Here is a 20,745-nt window from a genome sequence, read left to right as displayed (position 1 = left end):
TAGACATATGCGCATATCACTATGTATTGTCTCAGCATGCAACGAGGAGAGGGCTGATGAAGGAACATCGCAACGGCGACGGTGAGGTCGCGCACGACCACGCCCACCAGCACGGCGTCTCAGCCGACGCAGATCGCCGCTGGCTGGCGCTCGCCCTCGGCCTGATCGCCACCTTCATGGTGGCCGAGGTGATCGTCGGCGTACTCGCCGGATCGCTGGCGCTGATCACCGACGCTGGCCACATGCTCACCGATGCGGCCTCGATAGTGCTCGCGCTGATAGCGATTCGTTTAGCGGCGCGCCCAGCGAAGGGCAGCTATACCTACGGCCTCAAGCGCGCCGAAATCCTGTCCGCGCAAGCCAACGGCATCACGCTGCTCCTAATGGCCTGCTACTTCGTCTTCGAGGGAGTGCGCCGCCTGATCAACCCGCACGAGGTCGAAGGCGGCCTCGTCTTCGTCACGGCGTTGGTCGGCATCGCGGTCAACGTGGCCGCGACCTGGTGCATCAGTCGGGCCAACCGCTCCAGCCTCAACGTCGAAGGTGCCTACCAGCACATCCTCAACGACTTGTTCGCCTTCATCGCCACGGCAATCGCGGGCGCGGTGGTGTGGCTGACCGGGTTCGTCGAGGCAGATGCGATCGCCGCCCTGGTCGTCGCAGCGCTGATGGTGAAGGCGGGCTGGGGCTTGGTCCGCGCCTCGGGACGCATCTTCATGGAAGCCGCCCCACAGAACATGGATCCCGAGATTGTCGGCCGACAGCTGACGTCTATCGACGGCGTCGCCGAGGTGCACGATCTGCACATCTGGGAGATCACCTCTGGGCAGGCGGCCCTGTCCGCGCACGTGCTCGTCGATACGCGCGCCGACTGCCACGGCGTGCGTGCTCAGTTGGAGGAACTCCTGCACACCGATCACGGGATCGACCACACCACGCTGCAGATCGATCACACCGCGGTCCCGGCCGGCGATCATTGCGCCGAAGCGCACGGACCGAGCTACCGAAGCGGACGAGATGGCGGCTGACGATATGGGCGAGCCTGCGTGGACACCTTTTGAACACGCCGACACTCACGCAGTCGTGATTTTCGCGGACCTGTCCGGATTCACCGCGCTGACCGAGGTCCATGGCGACCACCACGCTGCCGAACTGGCGGACGCCTTTGCTGGCATGGCGGCAGATGCGCTCGGTCCCGGCGACGAGGTGATCAAGTCAATCGGTGACGCTGTCATGGTCATCACAGGCAGCGCGGAGGCAGCGCTGGGCTTCCTGACGCGCCTCACCGAGGCCACGCGCCGTGCTGGGGGCTTCCCGTTACTGAGCGCTGGTGTCAGTTCGGGACCCGTCATCCGCCGACGTGGCGACGTCTTCGGCGCCACGGTCAACCTCGCCGCCCGTCTTGCCGGCCAAGCGAGCGCCGGCCAGATCCTCATCGACCCATCAGTTGCCGCGGCGGGTGCCGGCTCCGGGCTGCCTATCGCAGCGTTGGGTGCGATGCGTCTACGAAACATCGCCGAACCCATCGAGGTGTACGCCGTCGACGTCGCCAGCACACACCAGGGACACGTGGATCCGGTATGCCGCATGCACATTGCGGCGACAGGCACCGCCGTCACCGTGACCCACGATCACCGGGTGTACCGCTTTTGCTCGAGCTTGTGCGCGACGCGGTTCAGTCGGCGCCCTGAGGACTTCGCAACATCGGAATCTCCGGTCTTCGGCCGCGCTCAGTCATAGGGCCGGATCCCATCACATCGACGGAAGGACAAAACATCATGGCCGTTGCAGCATTGGCGCTCTACGGCGTCTTCCTCGCTACCGCCTTCGGACTGCGCAGCTACCGACAATGGCGGCGAACCGGATCGACCGGGATGCGCGGGATCCACGGGCGACCGGGTTCATGGGAATGGCTCGCTGGGATGGGCTTCGTGGTGGCCATCTTGGTCGGCGTCGCGGCGCCGGTCTTGCAACTGGTCGGGATCCTCGCGCCTATCGAAAGTCTCGATCACGGCGTCTGGGGAATCGTGGGCGCCTGCGCTGCCATTGCGGGCGTCGCGGCGACATTGTGGGCGCAGGAAGCCATGGGCGATTCTTGGCGTATCGGCGTCGACGTTACGGAGAAGACGCAGCTGGTGGACAGCGGAGTCTTCCGATGGGTTCGTAACCCCATCTTCACCGCCATGCTCATGTTCGGCGCCGGCGTGGCCCTGATGGTGCCGAACATCCTCACGCTCATTGGCTTTGGATTGCTCCTGGTGTCCATTGAATTGCAGGTGCGCGTCGTGGAAGAACCCTATTTGCGGTTCACGCACGGTCGGCGCTATGTCGACTACGCCGCAACGGTCGGCCGGTTCATCCCTGGCGTCGGACGCATGTCAACGGCCGGTAACTCGGTCGCCGAGCACTGACACCGATGGGCCGGCGACTCCAGTTGGTACAGCGTTGTGTGAATACATGAGACTCTGTACTATCATTCGGTGATGGAGACCGTGGTGCGTCGCGATGCGCTGGTGCGGTTCGGCTACGCGTTGTCGGACGCTACCCGAACCCAGATCCTGCTGAGCTTGTGCCGCGGTGGCCGCTACCCGTCCGACCTGGCCGATGACATCGGTGTCTCGCGCCAAACCGTCTCCAACCATCTCGCGTGCCTACGGGGATGCGGCCTCGTCGTCGCGATCCCCGAAGGTCGGCGCACACGCTATGAGTTGGCCGATCCTCGAATCGGTCACGCATTGAACGACCTCGCCGGGGTGGTGTTGGCGGTCGACCCCGGTTGGTGCCCGGCCAGCGATGAGAAGGAGTGCTGCTGATGAGCGATCTGGGCGTGCCGGCCGCGCGGAGGGTGATCACCGACAACCGACGGCGAGTGCTATCACGGCGAATCCGCCTGTTCGTCGCGGCGACCATCACCTACAACGTGATCGAGGCCATCATCGCGCTCGCCGAGGGGACACGCGTCTCATCGGCAGCCCTCGTCGGGTTCGGGCTGGACTCCGTCATCGAGGTCTGCTCCGCTGCGGCGGTGGCATGGCAGTTCGCCGGCAAGGACCCCGAGTCCCGAGAAAAAGCCGCCTTGCGGGTCATCGCGTTCTCCTTCTTCGCCCTCGCCGCCTACGTGGCCGTCGATGCGGTTCGGTCGCTGTTCGGCTTCGGTGAAGCCCAGCATTCGACAGTGGGCATCGCGCTGGCAGCGGTGAGCCTGGCCATCATGCCGGTGCTGTCCTGGGCGCAGCGGCGAGCAGGGCGCGAACTTGGCTCTTTGTCGGCCGTCGCCGACTCCAAACAGACCCTGCTCTGCACGTACCTATCGGCGGTGCTGTTGGTGGGGCTTCTCTTGAACAGCTTCTTCGGGTGGTCGTGGGCTGACCCGCTGGCCGCCCTCGTCATCGCCGCCATCGCCGTACGGGAAGGCCTCGAAGCATGGAAGGGGCGAACCTGTTGCGCCGCCCCGCTGCGGACAGCCGAGGCGGCGACCGACGAGCGCGACTGCCAGTGCTGCGATGGGGAATAGAGGCGCGATCGAATGAGTCGGCTCAGCCCACAGGTACGCGCTTTGTATCACCGAGAGATGACGGCGGCGACGGCTGCAGCCTCAATTGAGCAGCGCTGGCGGCATCTGGAACGGGCACACATCATCTCGCCGCCGGATCCTTTGCTACACAAGATGAATCACGTCGCGATGCTTAAACTTGCGCTGCGCGAACATGATCGCCGGGAGGCGCTCGGCCAGTTGGTGCGCATCGTGGTCGCTGCACCGGGCTCGCTGACCGGCCGTTATCCGCAGGGCAACACCGGCCGGGTGGACGCCGGACTGATGACGCCGATGACCGTTCCGGCCGATCTCGCGGAGCAATTCTCGGCGTGAGGTCTGCACCGTCGGCCGGGGAGAATGCCGCGCGAAGCGCAACTACGTCGGCGAAGGCGCCTGCTTCGGCCGTCATGGCGGCACTGTTGGTCAGCACGGTGACGCTGCTGCTCGGATACATCGGCTTCGGGGTTGTCACGATGCTGGTCTTCACGGCTGGTTTCATCGGCGGATTGGTGTTATGGCTGGTCCTTCCGGCGCGGGGAACGTGGTCGGACATCAAGTTGCCGTTCGTCAGCTGCCTGGTCTTGTTTCTTCTGCACCGTGTCGAGGAGAAACAGTTCGGATTCTTCGCCTACCTTGCTGACGTTACGGGCGTACCGACGCCGAATGTCGCGTCGTTCGCCGTACTGGCGCTCGTCGGGCTTTCGGTAGGCGCGTGGCTGTTGGTCCCCCTCCTGATGAAGCGAGCGAACCCCCTCGGCCGCTATCTAGCGTGGACCTTCTTCGCATCCATGGGTGTCACGGAGCTGGCTCACTTCCTCGTGTTCCCTTGGCTCAACGACTCCACAACCTCCTATGTCCCCGGCATGTGGACCGTCGTGGTGCTCGCACCGGTCGCCTGGTGGGGTATGAGCCGGCTGGCACGCGGGCACCGGGTACCTGCCGGGCAGTGAGCTCAGGCCCTAGCGTCACGCCCGCGGGTAAGGGGCCAGCCGCGCGATCGGTCAGGTGAGCCGCACGCTGCGGTGCACGTCGATCGGTGCAACGCCGAACATCTCGTGAAAGGCGCGGTTGGCGTGGGAGCTGTCGGTGAAGCCGGCGGCATGCGCCACATCGGTGATCGTTCCTCCGATGCGCGCCACTTCTATCGCGCGGATAAGCCTTGCCCACCGGACGTAGGCGGGAAACGACAAACCGACGTCGCGGGCGAATAAGCGGCCGAGCCGGTCGGCCGACAGATGGACGGCGGAAGCGACGTCAGTCAATCGCACCGGGCCGCCGAGCAGGTCGGGCAGCAACGCGACGGCGGCCGCGACAGCGGGATGCGTCTCGGCCCGTGTGGCGATGAGGTCATCAGGCCCGAGGAGGTTTGCGAGCACGGCATCGGCGGCCGCCGAGAGATCCTCCGACAGCGGCGGCGCTGCCGGAAGCCGCTGCGCCGCCGCGACCCAGGCGGACACGTCTGCCTTCGCGTCCCGGTCGACGAGAGCCTCGACGCGGCGCCCGCGTGCGCTGGTGGGATCCAGGTACATCATGATTCCGGTCGCCGCGCCGGCATCGACAGAGTGCGTGATGCCTGACGGAATGATGCCAGCGCGAGCGTGGACACTACGGCCGGAGGTGTCGGTGAAGAGCACCGGCTCATCGGAAGCCACGGCAATCTGCACCGCCGCGTGCGAGTGACCGTGCGCGGCACCTAGGCGACCGCTATAAATCAGCCGGCCTGGCTCGATCACCGCGGCGCCCGACCATGTCACGTCTTTGAGTATGCCAACTCTGGTGCCTACGCCTGAATACCACGAACTCCGCGCGGCGGAAGGTCGCCCGATCTGTACATGCGCCGGCCTGCTCGCTCTCTCGACACTGAGAACATGACGAAGACAATTGTTCGCTACGGCTACGTGCCGGTGATGCTGATCGGGATCAACGGTGCTGCCATCGGCCTGGCGCACGCACCCTGGGCCGAGCTGTGGATGGCGGCGCTTATCGTTGCGGCGATCGGCCTGTCCTTCGTCGCCGAGCGAACCTTGCCCTACACCGACGAGTGGAACACCTCGGTCGGTGATGGGCGCCGCGACGTGGCACACGCCTTCATCAACGAGACGTCTCTGCTACTCACGGTGCTGGTGATTCCGCTCATGGCCGCGCTGTCACCGTTCGGTGAACGGTGGCCGGCGTCGCTGCCATTCGTGGTGCAGGTGCTGATCGCGATCGTGGTCACTGATCTCGGGGTGACCGCCGCGCATCTGGTCAGTCACAAGGTGGGATGGCTGTGGCGCTTCCACGCCGTGCATCACAGCGTCAAACGGTTCTACGGATTCAACGGCTTGATGAAGCATCCGCTGCACGGGGCTCTTGAACTTGCGGCCGGCACCGTGCCGCTGCTGCTGCTGGGCATGCCGAAGGCGGTGGCCGAGGTGCTGACCGTGTGCATTGCGGTGCAGCTGCTGTTGCAGCATTCCAATGCCGACTACCGCATTGGCCCGCTGCGCAAGGTGCTCGCGCTCAATGAGGGCCATCGCTTCCATCACCTGAAGTGGGCAGGCATCGGTGACGTCAACTTCGGTCTGTTCACCCTCGTCTGGGATCACGCGCTGCGCACGTTCTCTTTCGACCCTCAGCGCCGATTTACTAGCGACGACCTCGGTATGGCCGCCAAGCCGGATTACCCCGTGGGATATTTGGCCCAGCTAGCCGAGCCTTTCCGCGCGACCGGCGCTTGCCAGCTCAAGGACAGCGCGGATGACGACGGCGTCCGTGAGGCGGCGACCCGTTCATGACGAGCACCGTCTACACCAACGCCACCGTCCTCACCTGCGATCGCGCAGACACCATCGCCGAAGCGGTGGCCGTGACCGAGGGCCGCATCACCGCCGTGGGGGACGATGCCGCCGTCCGTCGTGCGGCCGGACCGGACGCCGACGTCGTAGACCTCGACGGCGCCACCGTGCTGCCCGGCTTCGTCGACACCCACCCTCACCTGTTGCACTTCGGGGTGATCGCCGAGCCGTTGGTCGACCTGGCCGATGCGGTCGACCACAGCGACATCGCCGCGCGCATCACCTCCCGCGCGCAGACGACGCCGGTCGGCGAGTGGATCATGACCACTCCAGTGGGGGAACCGCACTACTTTCTGAGGCGCTCGTACCGTGACCTCGCTGAGGGCGTCCTGCCCGATCGAGTCGTGCTCGACCGCGCCGCACCGCATCATCCGGTATTCATCCAGGCGTGGGCTCCGGTCATCCCGAACACGTGTGTACTCAACAGCGCCGGATTGCAGCGGCTGGGCATCGACCGCCACACGGCCGACCGCATCGGCGATGTCTGCGTCGAGAAGGACACCAGCGGGGAGCCCACCGGCCGACTTCACGGTGCGGTCACCTTGTACTACAACAACGACGACTCCATGAACAGCTTGCTACGGCGCCTACCATTGTTGCAGCCCAACGCTTTCGAGCCCGGCGTGATTCGCGCGATGCGGGCCGCCAACGCACTCGGCGTAACCACTGTCTATGAAGCCCACGCGATGGACTTCTCCCACATCGAGCTCTACCGGTGGCTGCGCAGCACCGATCAGCTCACCGTGCGAGTGCAATGTGCACCGGAAGCGCACATCTACGGCATGCCCGACGATCAGCCACTGGACGTCAACCGCCTGCTGACCCGGCTGCAACGCGCCACCGACATGGTTGACCGCGACGACGACATGCTGCGCATCGACGGCATCACCGTCGGGCGCGGCGGGTCCTGCCACTCTGGACAACTACTGATGCGTGAGCCGTACCGAGGACCATTCGGCACCATGACCACAGGGCGATCCTTCGTACCTGCCGACACGGTCGAGAAGATCATGCGGTTCTGCCTGGAGAGTGGCCTGCGCTTGAACATGATGATCGCCGGCAACGGTGAACTCGCCACCTACCTCGACCAGCTCGAAAGACTCGACGGGCCGCTGCGCGTGGGGGACCGCCCTTGGATCGTGCAGCACGCCGCGATAGCCGAACCTCACCAGATCATGCGCCTTGCGGCTCTGAGACTCGGCCTCACGACCACCATGTCGTTCTCCTGGGGCAAGGGGAAGCTGTTCGCCGAGCGCGTCGGACAACACATCCTCGAACATCTCGTTCCGCTGCAGCGGTTCCTGGATGCCGGGATGACCGTAGGCTGCGGCACCGACTGGGGACCCAAGAACGTTTTCGAACACCTTGCCCTGGCTGTCGAACCCCGCTACGGCGCCACCGGCCGTCCCGCCGCTACCGCCGGAATCTCACGCACCGAGGCACTGGCCATGTGGACGCGCACCGCGGCCGAAGTATTGGGTTGGGAACGTATTGGATCACTGGTTGTCGATCACCACGCAGACTTGGTTGTCGTGGATCGAAACCCACTGACCTGTCGGCTCGCTGACCTAACGGATACTCGCGTGCTGGCCACGATGCTCGGCGGCCGCACCGTCACCGGAAGCATGACCGACGCCACTGCATCCACCACGCCCGCACAATCAAGACGAGTAACGCCTGCCTGACAACTCGGGTGCTGCGGTGTGTCCGCGTCGTCGACAGTTCATCGTCCATAGCGTCGTCGGGCGGCGCAACCGCAGCCACCGCCGGGTCTTCGCCACGAGGTAGGTCAGCACGATGCCGACTGCCACCGCGGCCGCTACTCCCAGCAATCGGTGCTCGCCGAAGAGCGGATACACCTGGTAGTGCGTCAGGTAGATGAACAGTGACGCCTCGGCGATCAGGCCAGCGGTGACCGTGAACGCCGACGGGCAGCGGATGGCGGGCAGCCAGATCAGCAGCGCCAAGCCGCCGAACACCAGGGCCTCGCGGTTGGGTTGGCCGAAGTACCCGACGATTCCGACCGCGAGGACCGCGGTCACCGCGAGCCGCTGCGACACCGTGGACGACTTCGAGGCAGCCCAACCGATGGCGAAGAACCAGAACGCCAGCATGGTGAACCACGCGGCCTTGCCGAGCCCAATGCTGAAGACGTCCCACCGCAGTGCCATGCCCAGGGCGAGGAATGCCGCGGCGACGCCGAACGGCCACCTGCGTTCGGCGCGGTCGCCCCACCGCGTCGCGCACAGTAGCGCCAACCCCGCCAGCACCCACACCAGGACTTCGACGAACCACAGGCGCCCGGCGGTCATGCTGTCGTCTGGACCGATGAACTTGTTGGCCAACAGTAGATTCGAGGCCGCGTAGTCGTCGGTGACGACTAGCGCGAACGCCACCCACACCGTTGCGGGCACGGCGATCCAGCCGATAGTGCTGACCAGGTGGCGCACCCGGGTGGCGCGCGGCAGGGGCGTGAGGCAGAAGCGGCCGAAGTTGTATCCGGCGATGCCCAGCAGGATGTGCGCGCCGCCCCACAGCACCCACAGCTCGGCATGCGATCCGGCGACCAGGACGATCGCCGCCGCACGCAGCGCCACGCTGGTCTCGAGCGTCGTTCCCCACCACTGGCGGGTCTTGCGGGCGGACTCCAACTCGCTGAGCGGAAGTCGCTGCCAGTCCGCGGGCAGGTGCCCGAGTGCGCGTTCGAGCCGCACCGACATGGCGACGTAGGACAGCGAGTTCCCGCCGAGGTCGACGAAGCTGCTGCGGGGGTCGACGTCGGCCGTGTCGATCTGCAGCACGTCGGCGAACAAGCCAATCAGGTCAAGGCGGGCGTCGTCGGTCGTCCGCTCGGCGGCGCGCTCTCGCAGGCTGCGGTAGTCGGGCTTACCGTTGGGCAGCCGTGGGATCTCGTCGACGTCGACGACCCGGACCGCCGCCCGGGGAAGTCCGGACGCGTCGGCCGCCGCGGCTGTGACGTCGCAGTCCCTTTGACGGTCGGCGGCGCCGACGATCAGGAGCCCGTCGCCGTCTGTGCAGATCGCGTCGACGCCGTCGGCGTGCAGGGCCGACTCGACACGTTGCAGGTCGATGCGCAGTCCGTACAGCTTCACGAACCGGTCGCTGCGGCCCACCACCTCGTAGAGGCCGTCGGGACGCCGGTGGGCGATGTCGCCGGTGCGCAGTTCCTCGACGCCGGCACCGGAGGCGAGGTCGGCGTCGGTGTCGGCGTAGCCCATCATGACATTCGGTCCGCGGTAGAAGAGTTCGCCTGTGCCGCCGGGCATGCCGTCGACCGGTTCGATGTGAAACGAGCCGCCGGGGATCGGCACGCCGATCGACTCAGGATGGTCGTGGGCGAGTTCCGGCGGCAGGTAGGCCATGCGCGCGGTGGCCTCGGTGGCGCCGTACATGACGAAGAACCGCCACCCCGAGCGTGCGCCGAGATCGGCGAGCCGCCGCACGCGGTCCGGGTCGAGCCGTCCGCCGGCCTGCGTGACGTAGCGCAGGTTCGGCAGCGACATCGCCTCGAAGCCGATCCGGTCGAGCAGTTCGAAGGTGTGCGGTACGCCCGCGAACGACGTTGCGCCGTGGGTGCGGAACGACTCCCAGAAGTCGTCGTCGACGACGGACAGGTCGGTGAGCACGACTGCGGCCCCGCGCAGCAGGTGACTGTGGATCACCGATATTCCGTAGCAGTACGACATCGGCAGAGTCGTTGCCGCCCTGTCGGTTCGGGTGATGTCGAGGTAGGTGGCGATGGACTCGGCGTTGGCGGCGAGGTTGAACCGGGACAACCGCACCAGCTTGGGGGAGCCGGTGCTGCCGGACGTCGAGAGCAGCAGGGCCAGGTCCGGGTGGAGTTCGGGGGCGGGACGGTGGCGTGGCCCCCCGTTGACGACGCCGTCGGCGACGATGACGTCCGGGTGGTAGGTCTCGTCGACCGACCGGTGGTCGCCGCCCGCAGGGACGGGCAGCACGACGTGGTGGCCGGCGAGCGCGCCGAGGTAGGTCACCAGCGTGGGTAGGTCGTTGCGGGTCTCGAGCAGGACGAGCTTGCGCCGCGTGCCCAGTTCGGCGGCCCTGGCGGCGACCCAAGTCGCGAGTTCGGCGTAGCTGACGGTCGTCTCGGCCGTGATCACCGCGACGTCGTCGCCGTGGCAGGCGAGGTGGTCGACGAGCCGTTCGAACATCATGGCGCTGTCAGCCGCCGTCGCGTGGGCGGTCACCGAACACCACGGCGGCGCCGGTGACGTGGATGCGGACCTTGGCGTCGACCGCAGGCGGCGCGACGCTGTGCTGGCGGACGGTGATCGGCGCGGCGTCACCGCCGAGGTCCACGGTGAGCATGACGTCGTGGCCGCGGAACTCCGACGCCAGCACCGTCGCCATGCCGTCGCCGAGGTCGTCGTCGGCGACGGTCGTCGCCTCCAGTTGCTCGGGGCGGAGCATCAGCATGCCGCCGCCGTCGCGGACGGAGCCGCGGACCGGCAGCCGGCCCAGCGCGGAGGTGGCGACCCCGTCGCTTAACGTGCACGGCAGGAGCACGCAGTCTCCCAGGAACTCGGCGGTGAAGCGGTCGTTGGGTTCGCGGTAGACCGTCTGCGGCGTACCGACTTTGGTGAACCGGCCGTCGCGCATGACCGCCACCTGGTCGGCGATCGACAGCGCCTCTTCCTGGTCGTGGGTGACGATCAGCGTGGTGACACCGGCGTCGGAGAGCAGTGCGGCGACGGCCTTGCGGGTCGACGCTCGCAGCCCGGTGTCCAGGGCGCTGAACGGTTCGTCGAGCAGCATGAGCGCGGGTTGGCGGGCGAGGGCGCGGGCGAGGGCGACGCGCTGCTGCTGCCCACCGGAGAGTTCGTGCGGGCGGCGCGCGGCGTAGGACTCGTCGAGGGCGACGGTGGCGAGTAGTTCGGCGACGTGCTGCTCTGACGAGCGCTTGCGGCCGGACAACCCGTAGGCGATGTTCTGACCCACGGTCAGGTGCGGAAACAGCGCACCGTCCTGCGCGACGTACCCCACGTCGCGGCGGTGCGCGGGGGTACTGCGTCCGGCGGCGGCCACCTGGCGTCCGGCGATGGAAATCGTTCCGGCGTCCGGGTTCTCGAAGCCGGCGACGAGGCGGAGCAGCGTCGTCTTGCCGCAGCCGGAGGCGCCGACGACGGCGGTGATGGTGCCCGCGGTCACGCCGAGGTCGATGCCGTGCAGCACGGTGTGGCTGCCGAAGGACTTGACCAGACCGCTGACGTCGAGCGCGTTCGTCATAGCGCGGCCGCCCTGCTCGACTGCTGGAACAGCACGACGGTGACCGGGACCGCGAGCACGACCAGCAGCAGCGCATACGGTGCGGCGCCGGCGTAGGCCAGCTCGCTCGACAGCGACCAGAACCGCATCGCGAGCGTGGTGGTCCCCGTCGGGGCCAGCAGCAGGGTGGCGGTCAACTCGGTCGCCACGGCGACGAACACCAGCGAGGCGCCAGCTGCGGCCGCAGGTGCGGTGAGCCGCAACGTGACTCGCAACAGGGTGCGGGTGGGGGATACGCCGAGCGAGCGTGACGCCTCCTCCAGTGTCGGCGGCACCTGGGCCAGACCCGACCGCAGGTTCACCATCGCGCGGGGCATGAACATCAGCACGTAGGCCGCGAGCACGAGCGTCGCCGTCTGGTACAGCGGCGGAGCGAAGCGGATCGCCACGGTGACGAGCGCGAGCGCGGTCACGATGCCCGGCATCGAACTCGTCACGAAGTTCGAGCCCTCGACGAAGCGGGCGAAGAACCCGCGGTGTCGCACCGCAATCCAAGCGAACGGGAAGGCCAGCACCGTCGTCAGTGCCGCCGCCCCGGCGGCCAGCGCCGCGGTTTGCACCGTCGACGGCACGATTTCGCCGAGCGCCCACACGTCGCTGCCGCCGATCCACAGCCACCGCACGATCGTCCACGCCGGAACCCCGAGCGACAGTACGGCGAGCGCCGCGAGGGCCGCCAGTGCGGGCAGCGTCATGCCACCCAGGGGGTGGGACAGCGACGTGCGCTGGGCGCCGGAACCGAGCCGGGCATAGCGGGCGTTGCCGCGGACGCCGGCTTCGCCGACGACTAGCACGAGGCACAGCAGCATGAGGACGCCGGCGAGCGTGCTGCCCGCCGCGCCGTTGAAGGTGGCCTGGAATTGCTCGAAGATCGCGGTGGTGAACGTCGAGAAGCGCAGCATCGCGAAGGCGCCGTATTCGGCCAGCAGGTGCACGCCGATGAGCAGTCCGCCGCCCAGGACGGCGAGCCGCAGCTGCGGCAGCACCACGCGCCGGAACACAGCCGCCGGGCTGGAACCGAGCGTGCGAGCGGATTCCTCGATCGCGGGGTCCAGGCGACGGAGCGTGGCCGCGGCGGGCACGTAGACGAACGGGAAGTACGACAGCGAGGCGACGAGGATGCCCGCCCAGAAGCCGTGCGGGGTGGGGACGACGCTGACCCAGGCGTAGCTGTTGATGAACGCGGGCACCGCAAGCGGAGCGACGAACAGCGGCCGCCAGATCGCCCGGCCGGGGGCGTCGGAGCGCTCCACCAGCCATGCCGCGCCCACGCCGAGCACGATGCAGATCGGGACCGTGACGACGACGAGACCGACGGTGTTGACGAACAGTTCGAGCACGCGCGGCCGTGCGAGGAGTTCCCATACCCGTGCAGGCCCGAGCGACACCACCGACCAGGCGACGTATCCGATCGGCACGAACGTCGCGACCACCAGCAGCACCACACCGGCGGTGAGGACCGGCCCGGGCCGCGTGGCTGGGGCTCGGCCGGGCCCTTCCGATGTCGGCAGGGCGTCGATCAGGGCCGCGTCCGCGGCCGTCGCGGTGGGGGTGACCACGTCAACCGTCCATCTAGAGCAGGCCCGCCTGCGTCATCAGGTCGGTGACCTTCTGTGCGTCGAGGTTCGACGGGTTTACAGCGGGTGCCTGCAGGTCGACGAGAGGCACCAGCGCGGGGTTGGCCGGAACGCCGCTGGCCACGGGGTACTCGAACGAGGTGCCTTTTTCGAGCACTTCCTGGCCGGCCTTGCTGGTGATGAAGGTGAGGAACTTCTGGGCGTCTTCCTTCTTCTTGCTGGAGTTCAGGATGCCGCCACCGGAGATCGAGACGAAGGCGCCCGGATCCTGGTTGCGGAAGTAGTGCAGCGCGGTGTTGCCCGAGATCTCCTTGGTTTGCGACTGATCGCGGAACCAGTAGTAGTGGTAGATGATCCCGCCTTCGACCTGGCCGTCGTTGACGGCGCGCAGCGTGGCGATGTTGTCGGAGTAGATCTCGGCGCCTGACTTCATGCCGGCCAGCCATTGGCCGGTGGCTTGCTCGCCGGTGAGTTTGAGCATCGCCGCGACGATGGCCTGGAAGTCCGGCTTGACCGGTGGGGCGCCCCAGCGGCCCGTCCACTCGGGATTCTCGAGATCCATGATCGACCGCGGCAGCTGGGCCTCTGTGAGTTTGGTCTTGTCGTAGGCGAACACCGTCGTGCGCGCGGCGACGCCGGTCCACTTGTTGGTGGCGGGGCGGAACTGCGGCGGCACCTGGGAGATGGTGGCCTGGTCGACGTCGCTGAACAGGCCGTCCTTCTCGACGGCGGCCATGGCGGGGGAGTTCTCGGTGAGGAACACGTCGGCTGGGGACCGATCGCCTTCGGCGATCAGCTGGTTGCCCAGTTCTGTGTCGCCGCCCTGGCGGTAGGTGACCTTGATGCCGGTCTCTCTGGTGAAGGCGTCGATCCACTCCTTCGTCAGCGACTCGTGCTGCGCGTTGTAAACCAGCAGGCCGTCCTCTTTCTCCGACGACGAGCAGGCGGCGAGACCCGCTGCCAGCGCGACGGCGGCCCCCAGTGCGGTGATGCGACTCCAACGACTCCGGCGGGCTGACATCGACCGGCCTTTCTGCAAGGTCAGGGTTGCCTAACGAACATACCTTTGCCGATCGCGTGATCGGCAAGTGCATCGGTCGCCTCTGTTTCCCCTTGACGCCGGCTCGATCGTGCTCGGAGACGTCCTTGGCTGCGTCTTGTCGCTGAAAGCCGAAGTTGCTCGCAGAGGGGGTCCATGGCGGACGGTGGCGACGGTCGGTCCCTGTGCGATGGGAGCAGCGATGGCCAGTGACCAGCAGCCGCGGTCCGGCTGGGCGCCGAACAGCATCGGCACATCGCTGATTGGTGTAACCCGCTCCAGTCAGGCGCTGGCCGCAGGCGGGCGACCGGTCGCAATCTCCGACCCGCAGCCAGGCGACGTCGTCACGTTCTACGCCGATGCCTCGCACGCCGGCATCTACATCGGCGACGGCATGATGGTTCACGCCTCGACGTACGGCACTTCGGTGAGGGCGGCGCTCATCTCGTCTGCGCCCATCCATAACTCCCGCCGCTACTGAGACGTCTTGGTCGTCCGCTCAGGAGACAGTGGTCAGGATCCGCACAGAGGTGCCGTCGTCTTCGGAGGCGTAGATGGCGTCATCTGTGGCGACATACACCTGGCCACCGCCTGCGGCTAAGAGCGCCTGAGGTCTCGAGGCGACGGCGGATCTCGGCTGCCAGGTCTGGCCGCCGTCGGTGCTGGCATGGAGCTTTCCCCCGGCGTCAGTACCGATGAGGGGTCCACTGTCGGGCCAGCTGACGAGTGTGAGCTGTGGTGCTCCGATGACGGTGCTGAACGTCGATGCGCCGTCGGTGCTGCGCAGCAGCCCTTCGCGTGTCGTTGCCAGAACCTCGTGCGGGTTCGCCGGGGACGCAGCGAGGTCGGCGGCCGCGACGTCGGTGCGCGCCTGCCAGGACGTCAAGTCGTCGCTGACCATCACCGCGCCTGACTGGCTGTCCAGCCCGTATACGCGCCCGTGGCGATATTCCAGTGCGTGAAAGTCGGCACTGCCCTTCAGCGACACAGATTCCCAGGTTTTCCCGGCATCAGTGGTCCTGATCAGACCAAGGTGCGGAGGCTGTTGTCGGTCCGCCGGGTCCGGGTGGCCGCTGGCCAGAAACTCGTCAGCACCGGTGACCGTAAAGCCCATGAAGTCCTGCATCGAGTCGCCGACGCGTTGCGGGGCGTCATCCTCGGCTATCCGAAATAATCCATAGTGGGTTGCCACATAGAGACGTTGGTCGGATGGATTGATGCCCAAGCCATGAATATGTGTCATTCCCGGCACGACCGCCGGGGTGTCCTCGACAGGTCCTGAGCAGGCGACGACCAACGCCGCGGCTGCACTCATCGCAACGACGTTCCAGCGCTTCACGGTACTTACCCTCATCGCGGCCGACCGATGTACGTAACGTGATAGTAGATTGAGGTGGAGCGCGAGCGCGTCCCGCCGGCACAAAGGGGAGCGGTGCGGCCACCTGCGACGTGGCTAGGAGCGCTCTTCATCAAATCTTTATCGGAAGACGAGGCGACGCATACTCCGCCCCAGGAGGCTGGTCCCGAGCCGCGCATAACGCGTGTCGGGTGAAAGCCCGCTATCACCGAGAATGGTCTAGGAAGGATGTGCGATGCAGCACAAGCGAGTTGGGTATGGGCTCATGGCCGCAGTGGCGGTGGGCGTGGCTGTCAGCGCCTGTTCGAATACGGCGAGCGATACTCAGGCGTCGTCCAGCACTTCGGCCGCGGCGTCGGCACCATCGACCAGCGCCGCAAGTAGCGACGCCGCGCACAACGACGCTGATGTGGCGTTCGCGCAGGGCATGATCCCTCATCACCAGCAGGCAATCGAGATGAGTGACATGCTCCTGGGCAAGCAGGGCATCCAGCCGCAGATCGTGACGCTGGCCAATCAAATCAAGAACGCTCAGGCCCCGGAGATCGATCAGATGCAAGGCTGGCTGCAGCAGTGGGGGGCCGGTTCAACGCCCGCTTCGAGCAGCACACCCATGCCGGGTCACGACATGTCCGGCGGGGACATGAGTCAAATGCCGACGGGCAGCGGTCACGGAATGATGTCTGACGCGGACATGGCGGCTCTGCAGAACGCACAGGGTACCGAAGCCGGCCGGCTGTTCTTGACGCAGATGATCAAGCATCACGAGGGTGCGATCACGATGGCTCAGCAAGAGATCGACAGCGGGCAACTTCCCGCGGCTGTCGACATGGCGCGCGCCATCGTCTCCTCGCAGCAACAGGAGATCACCACGATGCAGGGCCTGCTGAAAAATCAGTGAGCTGAACTGTTTAATGGCCGACCGTTCGTCACGCGCCTTCCGTCGCCGGCGCATCGTCGTGGCGGCGCGCGGTCGGCATGGTGAGGGTGAACGTGGCGCCGGTGCCCGGGCCTGCACTTGTTGCGGTGATGGTTCCGCCGTGCGCTTCGACGAGTGCCTTCGCGATTGCAAGCCCGATTCCGGCGCCGCCCTTTCCGCGGTCGCGGGCCGCGTCAGCGCGGTAGAACCGTTCGAACAGCCGAGGAAGATGTTCGGCTGCTACTCCCTCTCCGCTGTCCACGACAGATATTGACACCTGCTCTGCGACACGCATACAACGAATTTCGACGCATCCGCCGCGAGCCGTGTGCCGCAACGAATTGTCGAGCAAGTTGCCTAGGACTTGAGCCAGCCGCTGTTCGTCTGCCCACAAGCACGGCAATCCGCCGTCGACGTGGACATCGAGTGCGACACCCTTATCGGCATACGGTTCGCGTGCGACGGCAGCGCAGCGATCGGCAAGCCGTCCGACGTCGATGAGGTCGTAGGTCATCGAGACGGAGCTCTCCTCCGCCTTGGCCAGGGCGGACACGTCCTCGGAGAATCGCACGAGCCGCCGGGTCTGATCGCGCAACATCGCCGCGGTCTGCGGCGTCAACGCGCGAACCCCGTCTTCGAGCGCCTCGACGTATGCCTCGAGTACCGCGACGGGTGTGCGAATCTCGTGCGCCAAGTCGCCGAAGAGGTGCTGTCGCGTCGTTTCGACAGCCTGCAGTCGGGACGCCATCTCGTTGAAGGCAACGGCGAGCGCATCGAAGTCGTCGCCGAGTCGAGGAGAAGACACGCGGATTCCGTAATGACCGTCAGCGATGGCGGTCGCCGCGGAGGAGACCTCGGTGATCGACCGCTGCAGTCGTCGGCTGACATACCAGCTGACCGCCAGTGCAGCCAGCGCCGAGACCGCCAGGGCACCTCCGATGGATATCACGGTCGCGTAGCCATACGCTTCCTCGGCGTGAATTTCTTCGAGTGAATTAGCCGGCACCCCGGCCCGATGCAGATGTTCACGAAACAACGGCGGTCCCACGACAGCGGCCACCACGGAGGTGGTCGCCGCTCCGGCGACCAAGACGATGGCCTGGGCCGCGAGGAGACGCAACCCGATACCAGGACGACGGCTCCACCGGCTTCGTCGTCGAAGTGCAGCGATGGAAGCGGTGGTCACTGTCCGGTACCCATCCTGTAACCGACTCCGCGCACCGTAGCGATGTAGCGGGGCTGCGCAGCGTCGTCGCCAAGTTTGCGACGAAGATGGCCGATATGGACGTCGACGAGGTGTTCATTGCCGACCCACGGACCTTCGCGAACGATCTCGAGGAGTTGCAGCCGAGTCAGCACCATCCCGGGGTGCCCGGACAGCGCCTCCAGAATGTCGAACTCCGTGCGGGTCAACAAGATCGAAACACCGTCGATGCGCACTTCGCGGGCCGCCACATCGATGCTCAGCGGTCCGAACCGCCGCGGCGGTGCAGTGTCACGTCCAGGTGCCGCAAGGGGTGTCTGCAGCACGCGCGGGCGCCGCAGCATGGCCCGGATGCGCGCCACGAGTTCTCGTGGACTGAATGGCTTGGTGATGTAGTCGTCAGCGCCGACGGTGAGGCCGAGCACGGTGTCGATCTCGGTGTCGCGAGCTGTCAGCATAACCACGTAAGCGTCGGAGAACGTGCGCAACTGTCGGCACACCTCCAGACCGTCGATGCCCGGAAGTCCCAGGTCGAGGACGACGACATCTGGGTCGAGCTCTCGTGCGACAGCGATCGCGTCGACGCCGTTATCGGCCACGATCGCCTCGAACTGTTCCCGCTCCAAGTAGCTTGCCACGACCTCGGCCAGCGCTACTTCGTCATCGACCACCAGCGCGCGGTAACCCTTTGCCTGTTCAGGCGGCGGTCCGGTCGGGTGCTCCATCGCATTCATGGTGCCCGCTGGCCGTGCAGTTGTGGTGGGGCACGACTGATGAATCGTCGATCTTCAGCAGATCTTCATAGAAGGCATACCTGTTGAACGGTGCAATCTACGCAAGCTGAGCATGGAAGGAGGTGCAGCACCATGCATTGGTGGTTGAGCTTTTGTCCCGACGGCTTCGGATGGCAGACATGGTTGACGCTCTGCGCAGGACTCCTCGTAGTGTGGGCAAGTGCCATCGGGGGCACGGTTGCCCTGTTCGGCTCTCTAAGACCACCGCGGGCTTCCCCGCGTTTACGACGCGACTAGTGAATGTGCCGACAGCGACCGCATCCGCACTCACTGAACTCGAGCTGGCTTGACGAGGCGGTTGCCAGTTGGGTGTGGCGACGCCGCTGATGTGCCACCGAGACCCGGTATGCGAGCCTCAGTATTCGATCAAGCGGGTCACGTAGGGCGTCATGCCAGATGTGCGTACCGGCGCGACACGCACAACGGCCCCGGTGTAGGGCGCTTCGAGCATCATTCCGTCCCCGAGATACATCGCTTCATGCTGACTCGCGTTGGGGCCGTAAAAGATCAGATCACCTCGACGCATCTGGGACGAGGGAATCTTGCGCCCGGCGTTGTATTGCGACCCCGAGTAGTGGTCAAGCTTGATGCCGACGCCGGCGAACGCGTAGAGCATCAGGCCCGAACAATCGAAGCCGACGGTGCCGGCGCCTTGATCGATGCCACGAGAGGGTCCGCTGGCGTTGCCCCCGCCCCACGAGTACGGCACCCCGAGTTGAGACATGGCTCGGCGGATGACCAATTCGGAGGCTTGACGGCCGTAGAGCCGAGGAATACGCCCATTGGTGAAACCAGGGTCGGCGGGAGCGGCCGCTGGCGAAAGAACGCCGAGCTTGGTGAGGAAGTTGCGTCCCATCTCGGCAGTCATCTGGGTCGAGGTGGACATGATCTTGAGGACGGCGTTGATGATGGCGATCGGGTCGCCGGCGACATTTGCGCTGGGCACCATCGGCAATGTGGTGTCCCACTGTCCTTCGCCGGCGCGTTCGAACGGTCCCGGTGCCTCGTGGTCCCACTGAATGCCCAGTGACACGTCGCGAGCGGGCAGCGCTGACGCGGACCCGGTAGGGGCAGGAGGGTGGGCGGCATCGAGTCGAGCACGAGCGGCATCGCGCTCCGTTGCGAGGCGTTGGACTTCGGACTCTTGTGCTGTGAACGACTGCTGCGCTTCGGCGAGCGCGGCGACGGCGGCGTCTTGCCTGCGTTGCGCCTCGGCCGCGGCACGATCGGCCTGCTGGTGGGCCGCCTTGGCGGCCGCCACCTTATTGGCTTGGTCTGTCCGCCTGCGCGCAAGGTCGCCTTTGACTCGTCCGAAGGCCAGGATCAACGCCTGTTGCGTCGAGGCGGCCATCAGGATCTCGTCGGGGCCCTGCGCCAGAGGTAATGCTCCAGCAGGCCCGTTCACATAACTCGATGCGGCGAACCGGTCCAACCGCTGCTGTGCAAGGTCGACAGCCGTTTGAATATCGACCAGGGCACGCTCGGTGTCTGTGGCATCGCGCCTTGCACCGGCGAGAGCGTCTCTGGCGGCCGCTACCTGAACCAGAGTCTGGTTGACGTTCTCCTGCTTGACCTGAATGGCAGCTGCAATATCGGACACGCGCTGGTTCGCGACAGCGAGGGCCGGGATCAGGCTATGGGCGTCACCGCTGTCGCCATGGGAGGCGCCGCCCATTTCATGACCGGCGTTCGCCGCGCTGGCAGCGTTGACCGTCAGTGTAGATATCAGCACGGCGATCAATATAAGTGTGCAAAGGCGCCGCATCGAAGCCTCCTGAGGATGTGCTGCGCGAGCGAGCAATCGTGGAACTTCGAGTGTGAAGCGTCCTTGATGCTTACGGCCGGAGGGACATACGTAGTAGTGCAGTACGTAGGAGTAACGTACATCACACCTGTCCCCTCAGAAACGCCCGTCACAGTACCGACTCGGTAACAGTTGACGACGGGTGCTCTCCGCACCGTGACGGGCGCCCGCGGATGGGTCGCTGTGCAGTGAGGTCGAACGTTGACGTTGGTGCAACGTTGCCCGGCACCCCAGAGTCCAAGCCGTCAGCTGCAGCGGACGCGACAACCTTTCACCGCTGCGGATACCGGCAAGTGGCCTGAGGACCGCTACATTGGGAACGGCAATAGCGTCTCTGCGCGTATAGCCAGTCGACGTTCGAGAGCGGGAGTC

The 20,745-nt window shown here is 66.1% G+C and carries 20 protein-coding genes; 11 read left to right on the top strand and 9 right to left on the bottom strand.

Going from position 1 to position 20,745, the window contains the following annotated elements; all coding sequences use genetic code 11:
• The first annotated feature begins 56 nt into the window (after nucleotides 1–56).
• The 7 genes from Q2100_RS06355 (at nucleotide 57) to Q2100_RS06325 (ending at nucleotide 4,485) form a co-directional block, all read left to right on the top strand.
• Nucleotides 57–1,028: a cation diffusion facilitator family transporter gene (locus Q2100_RS06355; protein WP_302913298.1), complete on the top strand. Its 972-nt coding sequence runs from the start codon at nucleotides 57–59 to the stop codon at nucleotides 1,026–1,028.
• The gene (locus Q2100_RS06350) at nucleotides 1,018–1,740 is read left to right on the top strand and encodes an adenylate/guanylate cyclase domain-containing protein (RefSeq protein WP_302913297.1); all 723 of its coding nucleotides are present in this window, start codon (nucleotides 1,018–1,020) and stop codon (nucleotides 1,738–1,740) included. The genes Q2100_RS06355 and Q2100_RS06350 overlap by 11 nt, the downstream gene beginning before the upstream one ends.
• Nucleotides 1,741–1,778: 38 nt before the next feature.
• Nucleotides 1,779–2,411, top strand: a complete 633-nt coding sequence (locus Q2100_RS06345) for a methyltransferase family protein (protein WP_302913296.1) — start codon at nucleotides 1,779–1,781, stop codon at nucleotides 2,409–2,411.
• Nucleotides 2,412–2,483: 72 nt separating this feature from the next.
• Entirely contained in the window at nucleotides 2,484–2,813 is a 330-nt protein-coding gene (locus Q2100_RS06340) for an ArsR/SmtB family transcription factor (protein WP_302913295.1), read from the top strand.
• A complete protein-coding gene (locus Q2100_RS06335) occupies nucleotides 2,813–3,514 on the top strand; it encodes a cation efflux transmembrane domain-containing protein (RefSeq protein ID WP_302913294.1) in 702 nt (233 codons plus the stop codon). The genes Q2100_RS06340 and Q2100_RS06335 overlap by 1 nt, the downstream gene beginning before the upstream one ends.
• Before the next feature lie 12 nt (nucleotides 3,515–3,526).
• The gene (locus tag Q2100_RS06330) at nucleotides 3,527–3,868 is read left to right on the top strand and encodes a DUF3703 domain-containing protein (protein WP_302913293.1); all 342 of its coding nucleotides are present in this window, start codon (nucleotides 3,527–3,529) and stop codon (nucleotides 3,866–3,868) included.
• Nucleotides 3,869–3,942: 74 nt separating this feature from the next.
• A complete protein-coding gene (locus Q2100_RS06325; protein ID WP_302913292.1) occupies nucleotides 3,943–4,485 on the top strand; it encodes an HXXEE domain-containing protein in 543 nt (180 codons plus the stop codon).
• 51 nt (nucleotides 4,486–4,536) lie between these two features.
• On the opposite strand, the gene Q2100_RS06320 is transcribed toward Q2100_RS06325, so the two are convergent.
• Nucleotides 4,537–5,289, bottom strand: coding sequence for a helix-turn-helix transcriptional regulator (locus tag Q2100_RS06320; RefSeq protein ID WP_302913291.1), 753 nt, complete (start codon nucleotides 5,287–5,289; stop codon nucleotides 4,537–4,539).
• Between the two features lie 114 nt (nucleotides 5,290–5,403).
• Between Q2100_RS06320 and Q2100_RS06315 the strand changes: the two genes are divergently transcribed.
• Both Q2100_RS06315 and Q2100_RS06310 read left to right on the top strand, forming a co-directional pair.
• Entirely contained in the window at nucleotides 5,404–6,312 is a 909-nt protein-coding gene (locus tag Q2100_RS06315; RefSeq protein ID WP_302913290.1) for a sterol desaturase family protein, read from the top strand.
• A 65-nt stretch (nucleotides 6,313–6,377) separates the two neighbouring features.
• Nucleotides 6,378–8,057 carry an amidohydrolase gene (locus Q2100_RS06310; RefSeq protein ID WP_302913289.1) on the top strand — a complete coding sequence of 560 codons (1,680 nt, stop codon included), beginning with the start codon at nucleotides 6,378–6,380 and terminating at the stop codon, nucleotides 8,055–8,057.
• Here the strand turns inward: Q2100_RS06310 and Q2100_RS06305 are convergent.
• The 4 genes from Q2100_RS06305 to Q2100_RS06290 are packed head-to-tail and all read right to left on the bottom strand — an operon-like array spanning nucleotide 8,034 to nucleotide 14,277.
• Nucleotides 8,034–10,568: an AMP-binding protein gene (locus Q2100_RS06305; RefSeq protein WP_302913308.1), complete on the bottom strand. Its 2,535-nt coding sequence runs from the start codon at nucleotides 10,566–10,568 to the stop codon at nucleotides 8,034–8,036. The genes Q2100_RS06310 and Q2100_RS06305 overlap by 24 nt on opposite strands.
• Nucleotides 10,569–10,575: 7 nt before the next feature.
• On the bottom strand, nucleotides 10,576–11,640 hold the full coding sequence (locus tag Q2100_RS06300; RefSeq protein WP_302913288.1) for an ABC transporter ATP-binding protein: 1,065 nt from the start codon (nucleotides 11,638–11,640) through the stop codon (nucleotides 10,576–10,578).
• Entirely contained in the window at nucleotides 11,637–13,202 is a 1,566-nt protein-coding gene (locus Q2100_RS06295) for an ABC transporter permease (protein ID WP_302913307.1), read from the bottom strand. The genes Q2100_RS06300 and Q2100_RS06295 overlap by 4 nt, the downstream gene beginning before the upstream one ends.
• Nucleotides 13,203–13,251: 49 nt before the next feature.
• On the bottom strand, nucleotides 13,252–14,277 hold the full coding sequence (locus Q2100_RS06290; RefSeq protein WP_302913287.1) for an iron ABC transporter substrate-binding protein: 1,026 nt from the start codon (nucleotides 14,275–14,277) through the stop codon (nucleotides 13,252–13,254).
• Between the two features lie 220 nt (nucleotides 14,278–14,497).
• Here Q2100_RS06290 and Q2100_RS06285 point away from each other — a divergent pair, with 220 nt between their 5' ends.
• Nucleotides 14,498–14,776 (top strand): C40 family peptidase, encoded by a 279-nt coding sequence (locus tag Q2100_RS06285; protein WP_407667588.1) that lies wholly within the window; start codon nucleotides 14,498–14,500, stop codon nucleotides 14,774–14,776.
• An 18-nt stretch (nucleotides 14,777–14,794) separates the two neighbouring features.
• Here Q2100_RS06285 and Q2100_RS06280 read toward each other — a convergent pair whose 3' ends face one another.
• Entirely contained in the window at nucleotides 14,795–15,634 is an 840-nt protein-coding gene (locus Q2100_RS06280) for a F510_1955 family glycosylhydrolase (RefSeq protein WP_407667587.1), read from the bottom strand.
• 253 nt (nucleotides 15,635–15,887) lie between these two features.
• Here Q2100_RS06280 and Q2100_RS06275 point away from each other — a divergent pair, with 253 nt between their 5' ends.
• Nucleotides 15,888–16,553, top strand: a complete 666-nt coding sequence (locus tag Q2100_RS06275; RefSeq protein ID WP_302913286.1) for a DUF305 domain-containing protein — start codon at nucleotides 15,888–15,890, stop codon at nucleotides 16,551–16,553.
• Between the two features lie 28 nt (nucleotides 16,554–16,581).
• Here Q2100_RS06275 and Q2100_RS06270 read toward each other — a convergent pair whose 3' ends face one another.
• The 3 genes from Q2100_RS06270 to ripA all read right to left on the bottom strand — a co-directional run bounded on the left by Q2100_RS06270 (nucleotide 16,582) and on the right by ripA (nucleotide 20,334).
• Nucleotides 16,582–17,757 carry a sensor histidine kinase gene (locus tag Q2100_RS06270; RefSeq protein WP_302913285.1) on the bottom strand — a complete coding sequence of 392 codons (1,176 nt, stop codon included), beginning with the start codon at nucleotides 17,755–17,757 and terminating at the stop codon, nucleotides 16,582–16,584.
• Entirely contained in the window at nucleotides 17,754–18,500 is a 747-nt protein-coding gene (locus tag Q2100_RS06265) for a response regulator (protein ID WP_407667586.1), read from the bottom strand. The genes Q2100_RS06270 and Q2100_RS06265 overlap by 4 nt, the downstream gene beginning before the upstream one ends.
• A gap of 424 nt (nucleotides 18,501–18,924) precedes the next feature.
• The gene (gene ripA / locus Q2100_RS06260) at nucleotides 18,925–20,334 is read right to left on the bottom strand and encodes an NlpC/P60 family peptidoglycan endopeptidase RipA (RefSeq protein ID WP_302913283.1); all 1,410 of its coding nucleotides are present in this window, start codon (nucleotides 20,332–20,334) and stop codon (nucleotides 18,925–18,927) included.
• Nucleotides 20,335–20,745: the final 411 nt, after the last annotated feature.

The organism is Mycolicibacterium arseniciresistens (genome assembly GCF_030519285.1).
Classification (GTDB): domain Bacteria; phylum Actinomycetota; class Actinomycetes; order Mycobacteriales; family Mycobacteriaceae; genus Mycobacterium; species Mycobacterium arseniciresistens.
This window is presented reverse-complemented; position numbering and strand designations above follow the sequence as displayed.

Coding starts and splice junctions, on each gene's coding strand:
- Q2100_RS06355 (WP_302913298.1), top strand. CDS start 57: ATGAAGGAACATCGCAACGGCGACGGTGAGGTCGCGCACGACCACGCC.
- Q2100_RS06350 (WP_302913297.1), top strand. CDS start 1,018: ATGGCGGCTGACGATATGGGCGAGCCTGCGTGGACACCTTTTGAACAC.
- Q2100_RS06345 (WP_302913296.1), top strand. CDS start 1,779: ATGGCCGTTGCAGCATTGGCGCTCTACGGCGTCTTCCTCGCTACCGCC.
- Q2100_RS06340 (WP_302913295.1), top strand. CDS start 2,484: ATGGAGACCGTGGTGCGTCGCGATGCGCTGGTGCGGTTCGGCTACGCG.
- Q2100_RS06335 (WP_302913294.1), top strand. CDS start 2,813: ATGAGCGATCTGGGCGTGCCGGCCGCGCGGAGGGTGATCACCGACAAC.
- Q2100_RS06330 (WP_302913293.1), top strand. CDS start 3,527: ATGAGTCGGCTCAGCCCACAGGTACGCGCTTTGTATCACCGAGAGATG.
- Q2100_RS06325 (WP_302913292.1), top strand. CDS start 3,943: ATGGCGGCACTGTTGGTCAGCACGGTGACGCTGCTGCTCGGATACATC.
- Q2100_RS06315 (WP_302913290.1), top strand. CDS start 5,404: ATGACGAAGACAATTGTTCGCTACGGCTACGTGCCGGTGATGCTGATC.
- Q2100_RS06305 (WP_302913308.1), bottom strand. CDS start 10,568: ATGATGTTCGAACGGCTCGTCGACCACCTCGCCTGCCACGGCGACGAC.
- Q2100_RS06300 (WP_302913288.1), bottom strand. CDS start 11,640: ATGACGAACGCGCTCGACGTCAGCGGTCTGGTCAAGTCCTTCGGCAGC.
- Q2100_RS06290 (WP_302913287.1), bottom strand. CDS start 14,277: ATGTCAGCCCGCCGGAGTCGTTGGAGTCGCATCACCGCACTGGGGGCC.
- Q2100_RS06285 (WP_407667588.1), top strand. CDS start 14,498: ATGGCCAGTGACCAGCAGCCGCGGTCCGGCTGGGCGCCGAACAGCATC.
- Q2100_RS06275 (WP_302913286.1), top strand. CDS start 15,888: ATGCAGCACAAGCGAGTTGGGTATGGGCTCATGGCCGCAGTGGCGGTG.
- Q2100_RS06265 (WP_407667586.1), bottom strand. CDS start 18,500: ATGGAGCACCCGACCGGACCGCCGCCTGAACAGGCAAAGGGTTACCGC.
- ripA (WP_302913283.1), bottom strand. CDS start 20,334: ATGCGGCGCCTTTGCACACTTATATTGATCGCCGTGCTGATATCTACA.